The organism is Bordetella flabilis, assembly GCF_001676725.1.
GTDB classification, from domain to species: domain Bacteria; phylum Pseudomonadota; class Gammaproteobacteria; order Burkholderiales; family Burkholderiaceae_B; genus Bordetella_C; species Bordetella_C flabilis.
Window position 1 is genome coordinate 2745077 of sequence record NZ_CP016172.1, and the last position, 21162, is coordinate 2766238.

15 protein-coding genes are annotated in these 21162 nt (G+C 68.6%); 6 read left to right on the forward strand and 9 right to left on the reverse strand.

All coding sequences use genetic code 11. The annotated features are described in order from the left end of the window. Positions 1-29: 29 nt before the first annotated feature. Both BAU07_RS12005 and BAU07_RS12010 read right to left on the reverse strand, forming a co-directional pair. Positions 30-473: an aconitase X swivel domain-containing protein gene (locus BAU07_RS12005; RefSeq protein ID WP_084025640.1), complete on the reverse strand. Its 444-nt coding sequence runs from the start codon at positions 471-473 to the stop codon at positions 30-32. Continuing rightward, positions 463-1716 carry an aconitase X gene (locus BAU07_RS12010; protein WP_066657839.1) on the reverse strand — a complete coding sequence of 418 codons (1254 nt, stop codon included), beginning with the start codon at positions 1714-1716 and terminating at the stop codon, positions 463-465. The genes BAU07_RS12005 and BAU07_RS12010 overlap by 11 nt, the downstream gene beginning before the upstream one ends. Before the next feature lie 172 nt (positions 1717-1888). Here BAU07_RS12010 and BAU07_RS12015 point away from each other — a divergent pair, with 172 nt between their 5' ends. Beyond that, positions 1889-3040: an iron-containing alcohol dehydrogenase gene (locus tag BAU07_RS12015; protein ID WP_066657841.1), complete on the forward strand. Its 1152-nt coding sequence runs from the start codon at positions 1889-1891 to the stop codon at positions 3038-3040. 139 nt (positions 3041-3179) lie between these two features. On the opposite strand, the gene BAU07_RS27140 is transcribed toward BAU07_RS12015, so the two are convergent. Then, positions 3180-3578, reverse strand: a complete 399-nt coding sequence (locus BAU07_RS27140; protein ID WP_157122196.1) for a hypothetical protein — start codon at positions 3576-3578, stop codon at positions 3180-3182. Between BAU07_RS27140 and BAU07_RS27690 the strand changes: the two genes are divergently transcribed. After that, complete coding sequence (locus BAU07_RS27690) at positions 3565-10074, forward strand: autotransporter outer membrane beta-barrel domain-containing protein (RefSeq protein ID WP_157122198.1); 6510 nt, start codon at positions 3565-3567, stop codon at positions 10072-10074. The two genes, BAU07_RS27140 and BAU07_RS27690, sit on opposite strands and share 14 nt — an antisense overlap. Before the next feature lie 79 nt (positions 10075-10153). Beyond that, positions 10154-11296 (forward strand): NAD(P)H-dependent flavin oxidoreductase, encoded by a 1143-nt coding sequence (locus tag BAU07_RS12025; RefSeq protein WP_066657845.1) that lies wholly within the window; start codon positions 10154-10156, stop codon positions 11294-11296. Here the strand turns inward: BAU07_RS12025 and BAU07_RS12030 are convergent. The 5 genes from BAU07_RS12030 to BAU07_RS12050 are packed head-to-tail and all read right to left on the reverse strand — an operon-like array spanning position 11271 to position 16651. Beyond that, positions 11271-12287, reverse strand: a complete 1017-nt coding sequence (locus BAU07_RS12030) for a Bug family tripartite tricarboxylate transporter substrate binding protein (protein ID WP_084025645.1) — start codon at positions 12285-12287, stop codon at positions 11271-11273. The genes BAU07_RS12025 and BAU07_RS12030 overlap by 26 nt on opposite strands. A gap of 51 nt (positions 12288-12338) precedes the next feature. Continuing rightward, on the reverse strand, positions 12339-13175 hold the full coding sequence (locus tag BAU07_RS12035; protein ID WP_066657848.1) for an ABC transporter permease: 837 nt from the start codon (positions 13173-13175) through the stop codon (positions 12339-12341). After that, complete coding sequence (locus BAU07_RS12040; protein WP_066657850.1) at positions 13175-14461, reverse strand: ABC transporter permease; 1287 nt, start codon at positions 14459-14461, stop codon at positions 13175-13177. The genes BAU07_RS12035 and BAU07_RS12040 overlap by 1 nt, the downstream gene beginning before the upstream one ends. A 27-nt stretch (positions 14462-14488) precedes the next feature. Continuing rightward, the gene (locus BAU07_RS12045) at positions 14489-15526 is read right to left on the reverse strand and encodes an ABC transporter substrate-binding protein (protein ID WP_066657852.1); all 1038 of its coding nucleotides are present in this window, start codon (positions 15524-15526) and stop codon (positions 14489-14491) included. 30 nt (positions 15527-15556) lie between these two features. Next, positions 15557-16651, reverse strand: coding sequence for an ABC transporter ATP-binding protein (locus BAU07_RS12050; RefSeq protein ID WP_066657855.1), 1095 nt, complete (start codon positions 16649-16651; stop codon positions 15557-15559). Between the two features lie 275 nt (positions 16652-16926). On the opposite strand from BAU07_RS12050, the gene leuC reads away from it, so the two are divergent. From leuC to leuB, 3 genes are read left to right on the forward strand one after another with little or no spacing between them, the layout of a single operon-like run. Continuing rightward, positions 16927-18357 carry a 3-isopropylmalate dehydratase large subunit gene (gene leuC, locus BAU07_RS12055; RefSeq protein WP_066657858.1) on the forward strand — a complete coding sequence of 477 codons (1431 nt, stop codon included), beginning with the start codon at positions 16927-16929 and terminating at the stop codon, positions 18355-18357. Next, entirely contained in the window at positions 18344-18931 is a 588-nt protein-coding gene (gene leuD / locus BAU07_RS12060; protein ID WP_066657873.1) for a 3-isopropylmalate dehydratase small subunit, read from the forward strand. The genes leuC and leuD overlap by 14 nt, the downstream gene beginning before the upstream one ends. Positions 18932-18944: 13 nt before the next feature. Next, positions 18945-20027, forward strand: a complete 1083-nt coding sequence (gene leuB / locus BAU07_RS12065) for a 3-isopropylmalate dehydrogenase (protein ID WP_066657875.1) — start codon at positions 18945-18947, stop codon at positions 20025-20027. Here leuB and BAU07_RS12070 read toward each other — a convergent pair. Then, positions 20024-21016 (reverse strand): LysR substrate-binding domain-containing protein, encoded by a 993-nt coding sequence (locus BAU07_RS12070; RefSeq protein WP_084026044.1) that lies wholly within the window; start codon positions 21014-21016, stop codon positions 20024-20026. The two genes, leuB and BAU07_RS12070, sit on opposite strands and share 4 nt — an antisense overlap. Positions 21017-21162: the final 146 nt, after the last annotated feature.

Consider the following 21162-nt stretch of genomic DNA (forward strand, 5'->3'; position numbering starts at 1 on the left):
TACAACCGGGCCTCGCGCCCGTGCCGGCGTCAGCACACGGTAATCGTGCATTGCGTCGGCGTGGCGTCCACGTGCAGCGTGGCGTCCGCTCCCGCGCGCAGCAGGATATCCCAGGTCTCGCCGTCGACCACGGCAATCGGCACGTCGACGCCATAGAGCTCCGCGGCGACGATGCAACCCAACGCCACGATCAGGTCGCGATCCAGCATGATGATGGCCGCCGGGCCCGTGCCGTTGCGCACGGCTTCAGCGAGCACGCTGCTGCTGGAGCTGGAACCCTTGGCGCGCGCCATCAACATGACGCGGCCCTGCAGCGATGCGCCATATTGGGGATGGCGCGGTTCGATAATGCGGCCGGTCGCGGCGTCGTAGCCGCCCCAAAAACTCAATGGTTCGCTCAGCGGCAGCGCCGCGCCGCCGCCCGTGCCAGGAACCAGCGTGCGGCCGGGGAAACGCCCGCGATCAATCTTCATCGATGCACACCCTGGCCTCCATGGCGGAGCGTACGCATTCGCGCAGGCTGCCGTAGGCGACCTGCACGCCGATGTTGGCCGGCGCATAGTGCGCCCATTTGCCCGAGTTGGTCATGACGAGTCCGCGGGTCTGCCGCATGACGGGCGTGATGTAGGTACAGGTGTCCGTCACGAACTGCACGCCGGCGGCCCGCAGCCTTTGCGCCATTCCCGATGCATCCAGCTCCCACAGGATGTAGCGGCTGGTGTTCACGTAGAAGTCGACCGCGCATCGGCGTCCGTCCTCGGCCAGGAGGCGGTCCAGCGCCGCGCATTCCGCCAGCGAAAAATGCGGCGTGCCGACACTGACGGCCGCGATGCGATCGCCCGTCCGGGCCTTGCTGAGCGTCGCCCGCATGGCGCGCAGGTCGGCCCGCGTCACCGCGATCGTTGCGCCCTCGGCACGAGTGCCGAGGGCTTCGGCCAGGGTGGGCGCCTCGGGCGTGATGCCCACGGCGTGAAAAAGGGCGATGGCCCCGCTGGATGCGGCGGCCGCGCCCAGCGCCTTCAGCTCGTCCTCGGTGGTGTCCGGCGGCAGGCCCGTGATGGCGGGGATGCGCCCATCGGACCTTGCTCCCACCAGCAAACCGAGGGCGGCGTACCAGATGTCGCGGCTGGCCGGGTCCCCGGGAAAGTCGTCCAGCGCAAAGACCACGCTGGCGTGGCGGTTCTCGGTCAGGTGCAAGCCGCAGCAGGGCGCGCGGCCGGTGAGCGCCGCGCACAGGTCCATGAAGTCGCCGTAGCGATTGGTGCGGGCGCCGAGCACGGAGTTGGCAAACACGATGGCGTTGGATTCCGCCCAGGCGATCTGCTGGCCCAGGGCAGGGCGCCGCTTCATCTGGTACGGCGCGCAGGTGAAGCTGGATTCGCAACCCAGTTCGACATGGGCCTGCATGAGGCGGGTGCCGGCATCGCGCAGCGCGTTGTCGCCGCGGAACAGTTCGGGGTGGATCAGGTCCATGGAGCCCACGTTCAAGGTCGTGGGCACGACGACGCGGCCGCCGCCCTGCACCAGCCGTTCGACGAAGTCCAGGCTGGCCTGGCCATGGTAAAGACAGCCATCGATGTGCGCGCTAACGATGTCCAGCAGGCCGGCCGCGCCCATGACCGCCGCGGAACGAACCAGCACGCGCATGGCCAGCGCGGTGGCGTCGCCGTGTTCGCCCCGCAACAGGGCCTCGTCGTAGTCGGTAAGCGCAAGCACGGTGTTCCTTGGCCGGCGGGGTGGACGGGCATCGTCCGCATGCGGGGATTGTAGCGGCCGGTCCAGGACGCCCGGCGCGGCGCCGGTGTCATGACCGGTTTTCCCCGTCTTGCCGCGCTTTCCCGATACGCGTAAGGTGGGCCGGCATCCAATCGCGACGGAGACACGCGCCATGCAAGCTTTCGCCTTTCATGCCGCCAAGGCGCTCTTCGTGGCGCCGGGCGGCGCCGCACAGTTGGCCGAGCATGTCCTGCGCCTGGGCGGCCGTTCCGTGATGGTGGTTACCGACCCCGGCGTGGTCCGGGCCGGGCTGCTGGAGCCGGTGTTGCAGGGGTTGCGCGGCGCGGGGCTTGCCGTCTCCTGCTTCGCCGATGTCGAACCCGACCCGCCGGTGGACGTCGTCCTGCGCGCGGCTGGGCAGGCCCGCGCAAGCGGGGCCGATTGCATCGTCGGCTTCGGTGGCGGCAGTTCGCTCGATGCCGCCAAGCTGGCCGCCGTGCTGGCCGGCGGAGACACGCGCCTGGAAGATATCTACGGCGTGGACAAGGTGCGCGGCCACCGCCTGCCCCTGGCGCTGGTGCCCACCACCGCGGGCACCGGGTCCGAAGTCACGCCCATCGCCATCGTCACGACCGGCGAAGGCATGAAGCAGGGCGTGGTGTCTCCCGTGCTGCTGCCCGATGTGGCGCTGCTGGACGCGGACCTGACCCTGGGCTTGCCGCGTGCCGTCACGGCGGCCACGGGCATCGACGCGATGGTGCATGCGATCGAGGCGTACACCAGCAAGCGCCTGAAGAACCCGGTTTCGGATAGCCTGGCGCGCGAAGCCCTGTGTCTGCTGTCCCGCAATATCCACCGGGTCTGCGATACGCCGTCGGATCGCGCCGCGCGGCAGGACATGCTGCTCGGCGCCTGCATGGCGGGGATGGCGTTCGCCAATGCCCCCGTGGCGGCCGTGCATGCGCTCGCGTACCCGGTGGGTGCGCGTTTCCACGTGCCGCACGGCCTGTCGAACTCGCTGGTGCTGGGGCCGGTATTGCGCTTCAACCTGCCGGCCGCCCATGGGCACTATGCCGAACTCGCGGGGCAGGTCCTTCCGGACGCGGAGGGCTCGGTCGAGGCGCGCGCCACCGCGTTGATCGAATGGCTGGAGGCCCTGCCGGGCGCCCTCGGCATCCCGACCCGCCTGGCGCAGGTGGGCATAGGCGCTGGCGATATCGATGCGCTGGCGGACGACGCCATGCGGCAGACACGGCTGCTGGTCAACAATCCGCGCGAGCTGGGCCGCGATGACGCGGCCGCGCTGTATCGGCTGGCGCTCTGACACGCCCGGGCCTTCGCCGCGCCAGTCCGCGACCTGACGCAGTCGAACGGGTCGCGCAATGGAGGGCTCGCAGCGCCCCGCCGGAGGATCCCCTCCGGCGCCGTTGCCCCGCGTGCGTCGGCTCCTGCCCCCGGGCAGGTCAGCAGCAGATCTGTCGCTGAAAAGACGCACGCTTCATCGACCGAAAACACGGATTCATCGAAAAACGCCTACGTGCGCCGCGGGCACGTGGCAAACTTTCAGCGCCCGAAAAAGTAACAAGAAACAATTGCGGTCGCATTGTGGCGGCTGCCTTCCTGGCGCACCAGAAGATGAACAAACGAGCTGCACGTTCGACGAAACGCAGGGTAACGGGGAAGATGGAGCAGCCGACTTTCGCGGCGCCGGCTTCCCCACGTTGGCCGGGCGGCTGGCCGGTGGCACCCTGGCCGGGAATGGCGGTCCTGTCCACCGCGATGGCATGGGGACTGCCGGCAATACTCCCCGGCCAGGCCTGGGCCGCCTCCTGCTCCGGCACCAGCAGCGTGACGTGCAGCATTTCGGGCGGCTCGTACAGCAGTTCCCAGGAAGCCCTCTACGGCGGAGCGGACGGCACCAGCAGCAACAAGACGGGGAGTGCCGGTCCCAACGTCACCTTGACCAACGACGGCAATGTCTCGATCAGCTACTCCAGCTCGATGTACGTGGGCGGCGCCGCGGTCCTGGTCGGCAGCGAAGGCGGCTTCGGCTACGACGAAGGCAACGGCGGCGGGGGCGGCACGGTAACGGTGACGAACAACGGCACCCTCGGCGCGTTCCTGAACGGAAGCAACCAAGGGTTTTTTCCCACCGGCAAGCTGCTGTACGTGTTCTCCGCCGGCGGCGGGGGAAGCGCCGACAACAAGAACAACAATTCCAACGGCGGCACGGGCGGCACGGGCGGCACCGTCACCGTGCAGAACAACGCGGCGCTCAGCATGTCCGGCACCGTATCGGGCGAAGGCTTTTTCGGCATCTTCGCCGACAACCAGGGCGGCACGGGCGGCGAACAGAACAACGCCGCGACCGGTGACCAGTTGGGTGGCTCGGGCGGAAGTGCCGGCAATGTCACGGTAAACAACCAGGGCAGCATCGCCCTGGGCAATAGCAACAGCCGGGTGCAGGGAACCGCCCTGGGCGCCGGCATCCTGGCGCGGTCCGCCGGTGGCGGGGGCGGCGTCAATAACGGCAATGCCGGCGACGGCGGGTGGGCCATCCTCAACAATACCGGCGCCGTGAGCGTCTACTGGAATGCGACGACGCAGGGCGCCCTGTTCGGCGTGTTGAGCCGCAGCGCCGGCGGCGATGGCCTGCCTTCCACCGACAACAGCGACCGGGGCGGCGATGGCGGCGCCGGACAATACGCGAAAGTGACGTCCTCCACCGCCAATATCCTGCTGGACGTGACCGGCGCCGCGGGCGTGATCGGCGCGGGTATCGCCGCGCTCAGCCATGGCGGCGATGGCGGCAAGGGTCCGAGCAGCGACAACTATGGCGGCTACGGCGGCAGCGCCTGGGGCGCGGAGGTCTACCTGACCGATAACGGCTCGGTGACCACGCGCGGCGATTCCATGTTCGGCATCCTGGCCGAAGGCCTGGGCGGCCTGGGCGGGGACGGCAGCAACGGCGGCGCGCTCGCGGGCACGGGCGGCGGCGGGGGCTTCGGGGGCAACGGCGGCGCCATCTATGTGGAAACGGAATCCAGCACCTCCATCGCCACCACCGGCGCCTATTCCGTCGGCATCGTCGGGCATTCGGTGGGCGGCGGCGGCGGCACGGGTTCGGATTTCGTCAGCGTGCTGGGCGGGTCGGGCGGCAATGGCGGCAATGGCGGCAACGCGGGCGTCGTAAGAATACAGAACGCCGGGCGTATCACCACGAGCGGTGATCACGCCTACGGCATCCTGGCCCAGTCCGTGGGCGGCAGCGGCGGCAACGGAGGCGTGGACACCTCCGTGGCGCTGTCCCTGGGCGGGTCGGGCGCGGGCGGCGGCACGGCGGACCTGGCCCAGGTGGAGAACGTGGGCGCCATCAGTACCAGCGGCTATAGCGCGCACGGCGTGGTCGCGCAATCCATAGGCGGCGGAGGCGGCGCGGCCGGTTCGGCCACCGGCCTGCTCTCCATCGGCGGCAAGGCCGCGGGCACCACCACCTCTCCCGGCGGCACGGTCCTGATCTACAACTCTGGCGCGGTCACGACGACCGGCGATGCCGCCATCGGCCTGCTGGCGCAGTCCGTCGGCGGGGGCGGTGGCACCGGCGGCGACGCCAAGGGCATCGCCGGGGTCGGCGGCACGGGTTCGGCCGGCGGGGCGGGCGGCGAAGCGATCCTGCTCAATCTGGGCACGGTGAAGACATCGGGCGATTTCGCGGTCGGCGCGCTCGCGCAGTCCATAGGCGGGGGCGGCGGCAACGGCGGCGACACCATGACCCTGTCCACCGGCGTGTCGCTGGGCATCGGCGGCAACGCCAGCGGCGGCGGCGACGGCGGCATCGTCTGCATCGACAACACCGGAAGCTGCGCCACACCGGTGCCGGCCATCCTGCCGGGCGCGATCACCACGCTCGGCGACTATGCCATCGGCCTGGTCGGGCAATCCGTTGGCGGCGGCGGTGGCAACGGCGGCAGCGCGACCAACCACAGCCTGGCTTCCTTCGTCGAATTGCAGATCGGCGGTGCAGGGGGCGCGGGCGGGAGCGGCAAAGCCGTGACCGTCCAGCAGGACTTCCTGTCGATCACGACCAGCGGTGCGCACGCCATCGGCGTGCTGGCGCAGTCCGTCGGCGGCGGCGGCGGCAACGGTGGCGACTCGTCGTTTTTCGATGCCACGATAGGTTTCAACGCCGGGGTTGCGATCGGGGGCAGCGGCGGCCCGGGCGGCTCGGCGGACGTGACGACGGTCAATCTGCGCAACAGCCAGATCGTGACGGGCATGCCCCCGCCCAACGTGGATCCGTCGACCTTCGCGCCCGACGACGCGTTCGGCATCCTGGCGCAATCCATCGGTGGCGGCGGCGGCAACGGCGGCAGCTCCACGGCCAAGGACTTCGTGCTGGCGGCGCCGACCGGCACCGGCGTACCCGTCGCGGTCAACTTCAACGCCTCGGTAGGCGGCAACGGTGGCGTGGGGGGCGGCGGCAACACGGTGAACATCAACTTGAGCAACGGCACTTCGGTGGCGACGCTGGGCGACGGTTCGCACGCGGTGGTGGCGCAGTCGATCGGCGGCGGGGGCGGCAACGGTGGCGACGCTTCCACGCTGTCCACCGTGCTGGGCGACAAGGACACCGTTGAGATTACAGGGAGCATCGCCATCGGCGGCGTTAACACCGGCAACGGCGCCAACGGCGGAACGGTCAACGTGACCGTGGGCGATGTCGGCACGGCCTACGCGCGCATCCCGGCGCCGCTGCAGCTGCCGCCCATCTCGCAACAGGCGCCGCCATCGACCATCGTGACCTACGGCGACTATGCCAACGGCGTGCTGGCGCAGTCCATCGGCGGCGGCGGCGGCAATGGCGGCATCGGCGCCAGCAACGCCTACGCGCAAGGCGGCGTGGTCAACCTGAAGGCCAACGTGGGCCTGGGCGGAAAGGGCGGCTATGGCGGCTACGGCGGCACGGTGAACGTTACGCAGAATCCGAACCAGACCATCCAGACGCTGGGCTCGGGCTCGCGCGGCATTACCGCGCAATCCATCGGGGGCGGCGGCGGCAATTCGCAGGGCGGCACGCTCTACCTGGGCGGCGCGGTGAGCGGTTATGGCGCCCGCCTCAGCGTGGGAGTCGGCAAGACCGGCGGTTCGGGCGGCGACGGCGGCGACGTCAGCGCGTTGACCTCCGGCGCCATCGCCACCGCGGGCGGCGATGCCGACGGCGTCATGCTGCAATCGGTCGGCGGCGGCGGCGGCCTGGGCGGCTCCATCGGCGCGGATGCGTCGTCCAATCCCATCCTCGACCGCATCGGCACCATCGAGGACAACAAAAACCGCCTCGGGGATTCAGGCGCCACCTATACGCTTACCGTAAACGTCGGCGGCAGCGGTGGCGGCGGCGGCAATGGCGGCGCGATCACCTTCACGCACGCCGGCCAGATCGCCACGCAGGGCGACTGGGCCGACGGCTATGTCGCCCAATCCATCGGCGGAGGCGGCGGCGCCGGCGGTTCATCGGTCGCCTCGGGCAGCAAGGTCAATGCCAACATCACGGTTGGCGTGGGCGGCACGGGCGGCATCTCCGGCAACGGTGGAAACATCACCGGCCACTTCGACGACGACCACGCCAACCTCATCACCACCGCAGGCTACATGGCATACGGCGTCCTGCTGCAGTCCATCGGCGGGGGCGGCGGCCAGGGGGGCGACGGTTCCGATATGGCCAACGGCAATCTGACCGTCGGCGGCGTGGCCGGCGGCGCGGGCGGCGCGGCGGGGGCGGGCGGCACGATCTCGCTGCCGGCAGGCGGCAGCTGGATCAATGTGACGACCAGCGGCAGCGACTCTCCCTCCATGGTCTTGCAGTCCGTCGGCGGTGGGGGCGGCATCGGCGGCGCGGGCAACACCAGTTCGTCGGTCGGCATAGGCACGCACCAGGTCGCCGTGGCGGTAGGCGGCAAGGGCGGCGTCAGCGGCGACGGCGGCACCATCGATGCCTCGACGGGCGGCGCCTTCACGACCCATGGCGCGCGCTCGTATGGCGTCCTGGCGCAGTCCGTGGGCGGCGGCGGGGGCATAGGCGGGGCGGGGTCGGCCGGCAGCCTGCTCAGCGTGGCGCTGGGCGGAAGCGGCGGCGCGGCGGGCGACGGCGGGGCCGTCACCTTGGCGTTGACCAGCGGAAGCCGCCTGGCGACATCCGGCGCGGGCTCGCATGCCATCGTGGCGCAGTCCATCGGCGGTGGCGGCGGTATCGCGGGCGACACATCGCTGGCCTTGCAACTGAACCCCGGCGCCTGGAACGGCAGGCCCGCCGATTCCGGCGCCAATGGTTCCGGGCAGCAGGTGTCGGTCTCGGTCGACGGCAGCATCAGCACCAACGGCGCCAACGCATTCGGCATCGTCGCGCAGTCGATAGGCGGCGGCGGCGGCCTGGGTGGCGTGGGTGGCACCGGCTTCGCCGGCAATAGCAATCAACAAGCCTCCGGCACGGCGGGCAACGTACAGGTGACGCAGAGCGGCACGCTGTACGCCAACGGCCCGGGCTCGACGGGCATCCTGGCGCAAAGCCAGGGCCCCAGCGGCAATGGCACCGTCACGGTGAACGTGAACGGCACGGTGCAGGGCGGTTCGGGAAGCGCCAGCGGCGTCTGGGTCGCCGACGGCTACAACAACGTGCTGAATGTCGGGACGAACGGCTCGATTTCCGCGTTGTCGGGCGTGGCGGTGCTATATGACGGCGATAACTACACGTCCAATGGATCGGTGCTGACGGTCAACAACAACGGCGTCATCCAGGGCAACGTCAACTGCTACACCTCGGGCAGCGGCCCCGCCTGCAACGAGGGCAGCCTGCCGAACGTCATCAATGCGCAGACCGGCATGCTCGCCGACGCCACGGTCTACCAGGCCAATGTGGTCAATGCGGGCGTCATGTTTATCGGCACGCCGGCGCAGTTCGATACCGCTACGGTGACGGGCAACTTCACGCAGCAGGCAAGCGGCGTGATGCGCGTCACCGCCGATTTCGACCAACTGCGCTCGAACCGTCTGGTGGTGCAGGGGGCTTCCGTTCTGGGCGGGACGGTGGACGTGAGCGCGGTAAGCCTGCTGCCGGATCGCGAGGTCACCGTGCTGACCGCCCAGGGCCCCGCGCAGGGTCAGTTGAACGCGGTGGACTCGCCGGTCATCGATTACGCCGTGACCCCGGCAGGCCCGGATTACCGCGTGCGCGCCGCGAGCGCGGACTTCGCGGCCCCGTCCATGGGCTTGAAGCGCAACCAGGCCGCGGTCGCGGATAATCTGCAGGGCGCCTGGGACGCCGGCGGCAACTCCAGTTTCGGCCCGCTGTTCGCCGCCCTGGACCAGGCCTCGCGCCAGGGCGCGGGCGCGTACCAGCAAAGCATCTCCGATCTCTCGCCCGGCGTCGCGCTGGCGCCCGCCGTGCAGATGCAGGCCGGAATGAGCCGCTTCAATGACGGCATGATGTCCTGCCCCGCCTTTGCCGGCGCGGACGCCCTGACGGGCGAACGCAATTGCCTGTGGGGCCAGGTGAGCGGACGTTCCACGCATCAGGACGGCAGCGGCGGCACGGCCGGCTTCGATTACGACAGCATGACCTATCAGTTTGGCGGGCAACGCGAGTTCCAGCCGGATTGGTTCATCGGCGCCTCCGCGGCGTACCAGAGCAGCCAGTTGCGCGGGCAGGACGGCAGGGTGTCCGGCAATGGCGACAGCGGCTACGTGGGCGTGGTATTGAAGCGGCAGGCCGGCCCCTGGACGTTCTCCGGCGCGCTCGGGGGCGGTTATGGCTCCTATGAACTGGACCGCAATATCGGCATCCAGAACATGCAGAGCACGGCCGAAGGCAGCCCGGATGTCTACACCGTGGGCGCGAAGCTGCGTGCCGCGCGCACCTTCACGCCGACGGACAACTTCTACCTGAAGCCATACCTGGACCTGGATGCCACCTATGCGCGCATGCCGGGGTATGACGAGTCGGGCAACGCGCTGCATCTCTCGGTCGATGGAAGCAGCCAGTTCGTCATGGCGCTGTCGCCCATGCTGGAAATCGGCGGGCGCGCCGACCTGGGCAATGGCGCCACCATGCGGCCGTATGCGTATGCGGGCGCCGCGTTCCTGTCCAAGGACAAGTGGAGCACCCGCGCCCGTTTCCAGGGGGCGCCGGATGGCGCGGGGTCGTTCACCACGACAATGGATACGGACAGGGTCGTGGCGAGGATCGGCGCGGGCCTGCAGGTGACCACCGCGTCGAACATGGACTTCCGGCTGCAATACGACGGGGAGCTCTCCTCCAAGGTCGCGAGCCATAGCGGGACGTTGCGGGTGATGGTGCCGTTCTAGGTGGGAGCCATCGACGGGGCGGCCCGCATCCTCCGGACGCGAGCCGCAATATACTGGCGCGGTTACCGAGGAGCCCGTCATGCCCGCCACTTCCGCCACTGCCGACACTGCCGCCACCCCCGACACACCGGTCGCCGTCACGCCGCTCGCGCAACGCCTCGGCCTGTCCACGCCGGTCATCCAGGCCCCCATGGCGGGCGTCAGCACGCCAGCGCTGGCCGCCGCCGTATCCAATGCGGGCGCGCTGGGCTTTCTCGGCGTTGGCGCGATGACGGCCGAGGCCGCCCGCAAAGCCATCGGCGAAACCCGCGCCCTGACGGCGCGGCCTTTCGGGGTGAACGTGTTTTGCCATGCCCCGGCGGTGGCCGACGCGGCCACGGAGTCGGCCTGGCTGGCGTACCTGGCGCCGGTCTTCCAGGAGTTCGGCGCGCAGCCGCCGGCCGCGCTAGGCGAGATCTACACCAGCTTCGTTGAGGACGACGCCATGCTGGACGTCTTCGTAAAGGAGCGGCCCGCGGTGGTCAGCTTCCATTTCGGCCTGCCGCACGCCGACCGTATCCGGGCGCTGCGCGAGGCCGGCATCTACCTGATGGCCAGCGCGACCAGCGTGGATGAAGCCTTGCGCATACAGGAGGCTGGCGTCGATGCAGTCGTGGCGCAGGGCTACGAGGCCGGCGGCCACCGCGGCGTTTTCGACCCGGAGGCAGCGGATGAGCGGCTCGGGACCCTGGCGCTGACCCGGCTGATCGTGCGCAATGTCGAGATCCCGGTGGTGGCCGCCGGCGGCATCATGGACGGCGCCGGCATCGCGGCGGTCCTGGCCCTGGGCGCGCAGGCGGCGCAGCTGGGCACCGCCTTCATCGCGTGCCCGGAGTCGGCCGCGGATGCGGCCTTCCGCGCGGCGCTGCAGGATGGGCGCAATGCCCGGACGGCCATGACGGCAGCCATATCCGGCCGCCGCGCGCGCGGCTTGTACAACCGGTTCATGCGCCTGGGCGAAGCCGCCGACAGCCCCCGCGTGCCGGACTATCCCATTGCGTACGATGCCGGCAAGGCGCTGAACGCGGCGGCGAAGGCCAAGGGCAACAGCGAGTTCGCCGCCCAGTGGGCCGGCCAGGCCGTCGCGCTATCGCGCGCGCTGCCGGCCGCCGCATTGGTGGCGCAGCTGCGCGAGGAACTGATGGGCGCGCACGCAGTTACAGGGAAATATTCGCAGCCTTGATCAGCTCGCCCCATTTCCTTGTTTCGGCAATGGAGACATCGCGCAGCGTCGCGGCATTGGCATAGTTGGCCAGGTAGCCGTTCTGCTCCAGGCTCGCGTCCAGCTTGGGATCGGCCATGATCCCGGCGAAGGCCTGGTCCAGGGTCTGGATGGCCGCCGGGGGCGTTCCCTTGGGCGCGCAGATGCCGAACCAGTTGTCCACGTCATACCCCGGCACGCCGGCTTCTTTCAGTGTGGGCAGTTGGCTCAGCGCCGGGACCCGGCGCGACGACGCCACGGCGAGGCCGCGCAACTGCCCGCTGCGTATGAAAGGCAGTGCCGAGGGGATGCTGTCGAAGATGAAAGACACACTCCCCGCGAGCAGGTCGGTCATGGCCTGGGCCGAGCCCTTGTATGGCACGTTCGTCAGTTGCACGCCCAGCCGTTGCTGCAGCAACACCCCTTCCAAATGGGAGAGCGTGCCGTAGCCGGAGGCATAGTTGACGCTCGGGCCGTTTTTCCTCAGCCAGGCGATAAAGCTCTCCATGTCCTGCGCGGGCACGTGCGTATTGGTCGCCAGCACATGCGGCGCGCTGGCCAGCAAGGACACCGGCTCCAGATCCCTGACGACATCGTTGCGGGCATTCTTATTCAGCTCGGTACCGATGATCAGCGTGGTGACCGGACACAGGAAGATGGTGTTGCCGTCCGGCGGGGATTGGACAGCCACGTTCAGTCCCAGCATGCCGCCCGCGCCGGGACGGTTGTCCACGACCACGGAACGCCCGAGGACCGGTCCCAGGTACTGGGCCAGCAACCGCGCCAGGATATCGGCCGAGCCGCCTGGAGGATACGCGACCAGCAGATGCAGGGGCGCGGTCGACTGGGCGAAGGTCAGTCCCGCCAGGCCCAGGCCCGCGAGGCCCGCGGTGTATGCGCCCGCGCGTCGCAGCGCGCTGCGACGGGATGGGCGCGCTGGCGCGCCGTTGGGTGGGCATGCGGATGAGGGCATCGCAATCTCCTTGAAGGGAACCAGATCGTGGAAAAGGGCGGGCCGTGCGACCTACCCGAACGGGCGGGCGCGGCCGTCTGTGCGGTGCCGCAGCCATCGCAGCACCAGGAAAAGGGCGGTGGTCAGCAGGATTAGTACGGTGGACAAGGCGATGATGGTCGGGTTGATGTCGTCGCGGATGCCGCTGAACATCTGCCGCGGAATGGTCGTTTGCCGGGGCCCGGCCAGGAACAGCGTCACGACGACCTCGTCGAAGGACACGGCGAAGGCGAACACCGCCCCGGTCAGAACGCCCGGCAGGATGATGGGCAGGGTGATACGCCGGAAGGTCTGTACACCGGACGCGCCCAGGCTGGCGCTGGCCATCGCGAGGCGCCGGTCGTAACCCTTGAGCGTCGCCAGCACGGTAGTCACGACCAGCGGCGCGCCCAGGATCGCGTGCGCCAGCACCAGCCCCAGGTAGGTGTCGTTCAGCGCAAGGTCCGCGTAGAAAAAATACATGCCGACGCCCACCACGACGATGGGCGTGACGACCGGTGAAAGAATGATCGCCATGATGGCCCCGCGTCCGCGGAAATCGCCGCCTTGCAGGCCCAGCGCGCACAGGACGCCCAGCACTGTCGCCACGAGCGTCGCGGCCGGTGCCACGATGAAGCTGTTGCGCGCGGCCGTGATCCATTCCGGCGACGCCAACAGCGAGCGGTACCATTTCAGCGAATATCCCGTGATCGGGTATCCCAGGAAATGATTCTCGCTGAACGACAGCGGGATGATGGATACGATAGGCAGCAGCAGGAAGGCCAATACGCCATAGCCGATGCCGCGCAGCGCGTAGTACCACGCTTTCTCGGCCGGCGACGTGTAGGGGGCGAACCGCGCGACACGCATCAGGATCTCCGCAGTACCAGCATCCCGGTTCGCTTGAGCAGGATGAACACGACATAGGAAAGCGCCGTGGCCAGCAACAGCACGGCGCCCAGCGCGCAGGCCAGGCCCCAGTTGATCTGCTGGTTGGTGAAATACGCGACGTAGTAGCTCATGAACTGGTCGCCCGCGCCGCCCAGCAGGCTGGGCGCGATGTAGTAGCCCAGGGCCATGATGAACACCAGCAGCGCGCCCGCCGATATGCCGGGCATGGTCTGGGGCACATAGATGCGCCAGAACGCCTGGAAGGGATGGCTGCCCAGCGAGATCGCAGCGCGCTGGTAGCCCGGGGGGATCTCTTTCATGACGCTGTACAGCGGAAAAATCATGACCGGCAGCAGGATATGCGTCATGGAAACGTAGACGGCGATGCGGTGGAACAGCATATCGACCGGCTCGTCGATCAGGTGCAGTGCGCGCAACAGCGTGTTGACCAGGCCTTCGCGCTGCAGCAGCACCATCCACGCGGCAATGCGCACCAGTATCGAGCACCAGAAGGGGATCAGGATGCCGATCATGACCCAGCTGGCCCGGCGCGCGGGCAAGGTCGTGAGCCAATAGGCGACCGGATAGCCCAGCACCAGGCAGAACAGCGTCACGACGGCGCTGACCCAGAACGTGCGGCCGAGAATGCGCAGGTAGACCGCATGGGACGGCTCCACCGCGTGGATGCGGCCGTCCGGATCCTGCGCCATGTCGATGGCCGTCAGCACGAAGTACGGCGTCAACGGCGACGCGGCGCGGGCCAGGACCTGCCAATACGACAGCTCGCCCCAACGGCGGTCGGCATCCAACAGGGCGGCGCGGGCCGTGGCCGGCGCGAGCGTCCCGGCTTGCCGGGCCTGCCCCAGCGCACGGGCCGTGCGCTGGATGAGGACGCGAAAGCCGCGCTGCTCGTACTCCAGGCGCTGCGCCATGCGTCCCAGTGCCCGGTCGCCGGCGGCGGCGAGCAGGTCGGCGACGAAGCTTTGGTAGACGGCATCGTCGGGCAGCGCGGTCCGGTCCCACGCCGCCAAGGCGGGAGCGCTGCGGGGCAGCGCGTCGCGCACCTCGGGGCTCCACACCGCCAGGGTCAGCAGCTTGGCGATGGGCAGCACGAAGAACAGCACCATGAAAACCAGCAATGGCGCGATGAAGGCCAGGGCCACCTGCGTACGCTTGCGGCGCTCGCGGCGCAGCGCCGCCTTCGGGTCGGCCACGGCGCCGGCGGCGCCGCGGGCAAGCGCCGTGGGCTGCGTCGTAATGAACATGTCAACGCCCGTCCATGCCGGATGCCATCAACGTGCGGCCCAGACGGCGAAGCGCTGGTCCAGGTCGTCGCCGTGCTCGTTCCAGAACGAGGCGCTCTGGATCAGGGCGGTTTTCATGTTTTCCGGCGAATTCGGCATGACCGCCAGTTGCTCCGGCGTCATCTGCTTGAAGGCGTCGACATTGACCGGGCCGTTCGGATAGATCGTGACGAACTCCTTCTGCACGGGCGACTGCAGCGTATAGGCGATGTACTTCTGCGCCAGCGCCTTGTTCGGCGCACCCTTGGGGATCACCCAGTAGTCGAGGTCCGACAGGGTCTGGCGCCAGACGATGCCGACATTGCCTCCTTCGCTGATGGCCGTACGGATGCGGCCGCCGAAGGCACTCGTCATGGCGACGTCGCCGGCAAGCAGTATTTGCGGCGGCTGGGCGCCGGCGGTCCACCACTGTATGTGCGGCCGAAGCTTGTCCAGCTGCCGGAAGGCACGGTCGACGCCCGCGGGGGTGCTCAGCGTGGCGTAGACGTCCCGGGGCGCCACGCCGTCGGCCATCAGCGCGAATTCGAGCGTGCCGCGGGCGCTCTTGCGCAGTCCCCGCTTGCCGGGGAAGCGATTCACGTCCCAGAAGTCCTTCCATCCGGTCGGCGCTTCCTTGACCAGGCCCTTGTTGTAGGCCAGCACGGTGGCCCATACGAAGAAGCCGGCCCCGCACTCGGTCACGGCCTGCGGCAGGAACTGCGACTTGCCGCCCAGGGACTGCCAGTCCAGCGGTTCATACAGCCCCTGATCGCAGCCGCGCTCGACGTCGGCGGATTCCACCTCCACCACATCCCAGGTCACGCGGCCGGCGTCCACCATGGCCTTGACCTTGGCCTGCTCGCCAGCGTATTCGGCCACGGTGACGGAGATGCCGCTGGACCGAATGAAAGGCTCGACGAACGCCTTGCGCTGTGCGGCGCCGTTGGCGCCGCCGTAGTTCACCACGGTCAGCGCGTCCTGCGCGGGCGCGTTCCCGGCCAGCAGGCCAAGCAGCATGCCGGCGGCCATCTTCGTTTGGATATGCATCTGTTTTCTCCAGAAACCGGGTGAAGGCGACTATGGGAAGACCCGCAGGTGGGGCGGGGAGAAGCCCAGTTCGATGGGCTGGCCAGGCTGGAAGTCACGCAGGCAGGGATCTTCCAGGCTGACCTTGACGAAGCAGGGCATCAACGCGCCCTGCACGTCGCAACGCAGCCGGAAATGGTCACCGTGGTAGATCAGGCCCAGGGCCGTGGCGCCAAGCCGGTTCACGGCCGCCTGGCCGGGGGCCAGCACGTTCAGGCGCTCCGGGCGCACGCAGGCATGGACGGGCGTGCCGGCCGCCAGACCGGTATCGGCCGTTCCCCATACGCAGGTGCCGTCGGCGAGCCGGATCTGGCACCGTTCGCCGGCGCCGTCCACGACCACGCCGTGGAACTGGTTGCTGTCGCCCACGAAGTTGGCCACGGTGCGGTTCGACGGCGTTTCGTAAAGACACCGTACCTGGTCGATCTGCTGGATGCGGCCCGCATCGAATATCGCCACGCGATCGGACATGGTCAGTGCCTCGCCCTGGTCATGGGTGACGTACACCACCGTCAGGTTGAGCGACCGATGCAGTTCCTTGATCTCCAGCTGCATGTGCTCGCGCAGCCGCTTGTCCAGTGCGCCGAGCGGTTCGTCCATCAGCACCAGCGGCGGATCGAAGATCAGCGCCCGGGCCAGCGCGACGCGTTGCTGTTGTCCGCCCGACAGCTGTGCCGGGCGCCGTTTGCCATAAGGACCCATCTGCACCATCTCCAGCGCCTGCGCCACCCGTCGCGCGATGCTGTCGCGGTCGACGCGCCGGATCGCCAGCGGATAGGCGACGTTCTGTTCGACCGTGAGGTGGGGAAACAGCGCGTAGCTCTGGAACACCACGCCTATCTGGCGTTTATGCGGCGGGATACGGTTGATGACGCGGCCTTCCAGCGTGATCTCGCCGTGCGTCGGATACTCGAAGCCGGCCAGCATCATCAGGCAGGTCGTCTTGCCGGAGCCCGAGGGGCCCAGCAGCGTCAGGAATTCGCCTCGATGGATGTCGAGGTCGAGACCTTGCACCACGTACTGCTCGCCGTCATAGCTCTTGTCGACGGCGCGGAAGCTGACGAGAACGTCGTCCGAACGTGCCATTCTTCCCCCTGGCCCGGAATTCGCGGGAGGGCGGTGAGTGCGGTCATCGCGTGCTGCCGGATGGACCCCTGCCTCCCGCTCCTTGATGACGGCAACGTTACAGAGACGTCCATGGGCACACAACACGTTGATGGGAAAGCCGCATTCGCGAAAAACGATGCAGCCGCGCCCTCGTCATTCGCGTAGCTGGCCTGCCTATCCACGAATTTACGGCGCCCGGGCCCATGCCTAGACTTGCGCCTGGTCCACGTTCGGCCTTGGGAGGCGGAAGCAGCATGCCAGGCGACTTGCAGTCAGCAACGACGCTGTTCGACAAAATTTGGCGGCAGCATGTCGTCCTGGAACGCGACGACGGCCAGACGCTGCTTTATATCGACCGCCATTACGTCGGCGACGACCTGCCCATCGACACGTTTCGCTCGCTGCACCGGCGCGGCATTCCCATCCGACGGGCGGATACGATCGTCGCCTCGCCCGACCACTACGCCCCGACCGCGGGTGCGCGCATGGAAGACGTGGTGGACGATCAGCGGCGCGCCATGATCCTGGAACTCAGGCAGCAGTCGGAACGGGCGGGCTTCACCTATTTCGGGCTGGGCGACGCGCGCCAAGGCATCGTCCACGTCGTGGGCCCGGAGCAGGGGCTCACCTTGCCCGGCATGACCGTCGTCTGCGGCGACAGCCACACCGCCACGCACGGCGCGCTGGGCACTTTCGCGCTGGGCATCGGCGCCACCGAAGTGGCGCACGTCCTGGCCACCCAGACGCTATGGCAGCGCAAGCCGGCCACGATGCGGGTGCGCCTGGACGGCACGGCTCCTTTCGGGGTGACGGCCAAGGACATCATCATGGCCGTGATCCGCCAGATCGGCGCCGCGGGCGCCGCCGGACACGTGATCGAATACCAGGGCTCCGCCGTGCAGGCCTTGTCCATGGAAGGCCGCATGACGCTGTGCAATATGTCGATCGAAGCAGGCGCGCGGGCCGGCCTGGTGGCGCCTGACGAGGTGGCCCTGGATTACCTGCGCGGACGCCCCGGCACGCCCGTCGGCGCGCAATGGGACGAACTGGTGGCGCGCTGCCGGACCTTGCGCAGCGACGCGGACGCGGTGTTCGACCGCGAAGTCACGCTGGACGTATCCGGCCTTGCGCCCATGGTCACCTGGGGTACATCGCCGGCGCAGGCCATGACCATCGCGGAGCGGATTCCATCGCGCGACGCCATCGAGCCCGGCGATGCGCGGCTGCGCTTCGACGACGCGCTGCGGTATATGGATCTGGGCCCCGGGCTCGCGCTCGCCGGCCTGCCCGTGGACCGGGTCTTCATCGGTTCCTGTACCAACGGCCGGATCGAGGACCTGCGCCTGGCCGCCAGCCTGGTCCAGGGCAGGGTGGCCAGGGTGCCCGCCCTGGTGGTGCCCGGGTCCGGGCTCGTGCGGCGGCAGGCCGAGGCGGAAGGCCTGGACCGCATCTTCCTGGACGCCGGCATGCAGTGGGGCCAGCCGGGCTGTTCGATGTGCCTGGCCATCAACGGCGATGCGGGCCGGCCGGGCGAACGCTGCGTGTCGACCTCCAACCGCAATTTCGTCGGCCGGCAGGGACGGGGCGTCAGGACCCATCTGGTCAACCCGGGCATGGCGGCCGCGGCGGCGATCCACGGCCGCCTCGTCGACTATCGCAACGAGCTTCCCCATGCCGCCCTTTGACATCCTGCGCGCGTGCGCCGTGCCCATGGCGGGGCGCGACATCAATACCGACCAAATCGTCCCGGCCCGGTTCATGCACCTGCCCAGGGAGGACTACGGACGCTATTGCTTCCATGACCTGCGTTTCGACGGCGAAGGCAGGCCCGTCGAGGAATTCGTGCTGAATCAGGCGCGATACCGTGGCGCGCGCATCCTGCTGGCCGACCGCAATTTCGGCTGCGGATCGTCACGCGAGCATGCCGTGTACACCCTGGTCGATTTCGGGCTACGGGCGATCATCGCGCCCAGCTTCGGCGATATCTTCCGCATCAACTGCTACAAGAACGGCCTGCTGCCCATCGAAGTACCGGATGCGCGCGCCGACGCGTGGCGTGCGGCCGTTGCCGCCGACCCGGCGATCGAGCTGTGCATCGATTTGCCGGGCCAGGTAGTGACCGGACCGGGCGCGCAACGCCTTTCTTTCGAGATCGATCCCTTCAGCAAGCACTGCCTGGTCCAAGGGCTGGACGAGATCGACTACACCCTGGGACTCGCCGCGCATATCGACCGCTACGAAGCCCGCAACACCCGATAAGGTAGCTCGTCAAATGACCATGAAGATTGCAGTCCTGCCCGGCGATGGCATCGGCCCTGAAGTGACCCGGCAGGCCTTGAAGGTGCTGGACGTGCTGGCCGGCGAAGGATTGAATTTCGAACGCCAGGAGGCCTTGATCGGCGGGTGCGCGTACGAAGCCACGGGACATCCCTTGCCCCCCTCCACCCTGGATCTGGCGCGCCGCGCGGACGCCATTCTCTTCGGTGCGGAAGGCGGGTTCCAGTACGAGACCTTGCCGCGCGGGCTGCGCCCGGGCGATGCCCTGCTGGCCGTGCGCAAGCAACTCGACCTGTACGCCAACTACCGGCCCATCGTTACGTTCGAGGCGCTGCTGGATGCGTCGCCCTTCAAGCCGGAGCACGTGCGGGGCCTGGACATCCTGCTGATTCGGGAATTGACCTCCGACCTGTATTTCGGCGAGCCGCGCGGGATCGCCGTCGAGGGCGGCCTGCGGGTGGGCACCAATACCATGCGCTACGACGAAACGGAAATCGCCCGGGTGGTCCACACCGCGTTCCAGGCCGCGCGCCAGCGCGGCCGGCGCCTGTGTTCCGTGGACAAGGCCAATGTGCTGGAGTCCATGGAGCTGTGGCGCACCGTCGTCGACGAGGTGGCGCCTTCTTACCCCGATGTGGAACTGACCCATCTGTACGTCGATGCGGCCGCCATGGCGCTGGTACGCGATCCACGGCAGTTCGACGTCATCGTCACCGGCAACCTGTTCGGCGATATCCTGTCGGACGAAGCGTCCATGCTGACCGGCTCCCTGGGCATGCTGCCGTCGGCGTCGATCAACGCCGGCGGCAAGGGACTGTTCGAGCCGGTGCACGGCTGCGCGCCGGACATCGCCAACCAGGATATCGCCAATCCGCTCGCGTCCATCCTGTCGGCCGCCATGATGTTGCGGCATGGCCTGCGCCAACCGGTAGCGGCCGACCGCATCGAGGCGGCCGTGCGGCACGTGTTGGCAAACGGCATCCGTACCCGTGATATCGCCCAGCCTGGCGCGCAAATCGTCGGTACCCAGGCCATGGGCGACGCGGTGGCCAGCGCGCTGCGGGCCAACCGCCGCTAGCGTGGCGGCGCCGCTGGGGTACTGGCCAGGCGGTTGGCGGCCGCACAGGACAGGAAGTGCTCCATCAGCAGCCGCGTCGCCGTCGGCAGATAGTCGGTGGCCCGTGCGCAGATCTTGTATTGCCGCGTGGCCCACGGTTCATCCAGCGGCACCAGGACCAAGCCCATTCCGGGCTGCATGCGCTGCGTGAAGCTGTCGGGAATGATCGCCAGGCCGAAGCCTGCCACCGCCATGCTGCAGGCCGCGTCATAACCGCCCACCCGGATACGGCTACGCAGGACCATCCCGAGCAGGTTGGCCTCATGCAGCAGCAGGGCCTGCATCGAACTGTTCGCCTCCTGTTCGATGACCTCGAATTCCAGCACTTCGTGGTAGCGCAGCGTCGCGTGCCCGGATAGCTCATGGTCACGCGGCATCGCCACCATCAGGCGGTCGGAATAGCAGGGCACCGCATGCAGGTCCGGGGTGGGCAGCTCGCCCCAGAAGATCCCGATGTCGGTAGCGTTCTCCTGGACCAGGGGGATGACCGCCGTGCTGACTTCCGCCTTCAGGTCGATGCGGATTTGCGGGTATTGCTGCGCGAAGGAACTGAGCGCGTCGGGCACGAACCGGTACAGCGCCGATTCGCTGGTGGCGATGCGCACATGCCCGCGTGCGCCAGTGGAGAAATCCCCGATGTGCGCCTCCAACTGCGCCATGTCGCGCAGGATGGCGCGGGCGTGCTGCAGGAAGGCTTCGCCCGCGGGAGTGGGGCTTATCCCCTTGCGGTGCCGCGACAGCAATTGCGCCTGGGTGGCATGTTCCAGGTCGGCGATGCGCTTGCTGGCCGCCGACGGCGCGATGAACTCGCGCTGCGCCGCCTTGGCGATGCTTTGCTCTTCCACCGTGGCGACGAAGAGCTTCAGTGTCACGAAGTCCAGCCGGGATGAAAGGTTCAGGGGCCAGCGTGCGGGCGCTTTGGCCCGCGGGGCGGCAGGTTCGGTCGGCATCTCGATTTCCCGATGGCACCCACGCGCATCGCGCATGCCGTGCTTCCGTGTTGTGCATTCTTGCTGCGTTCTGGCGGGCAGCATACCTGCCGGAACCAGGCGGCTCAACGCGGATGTTCCCGCAGTCGCCAGGCGATGCGCCCCGA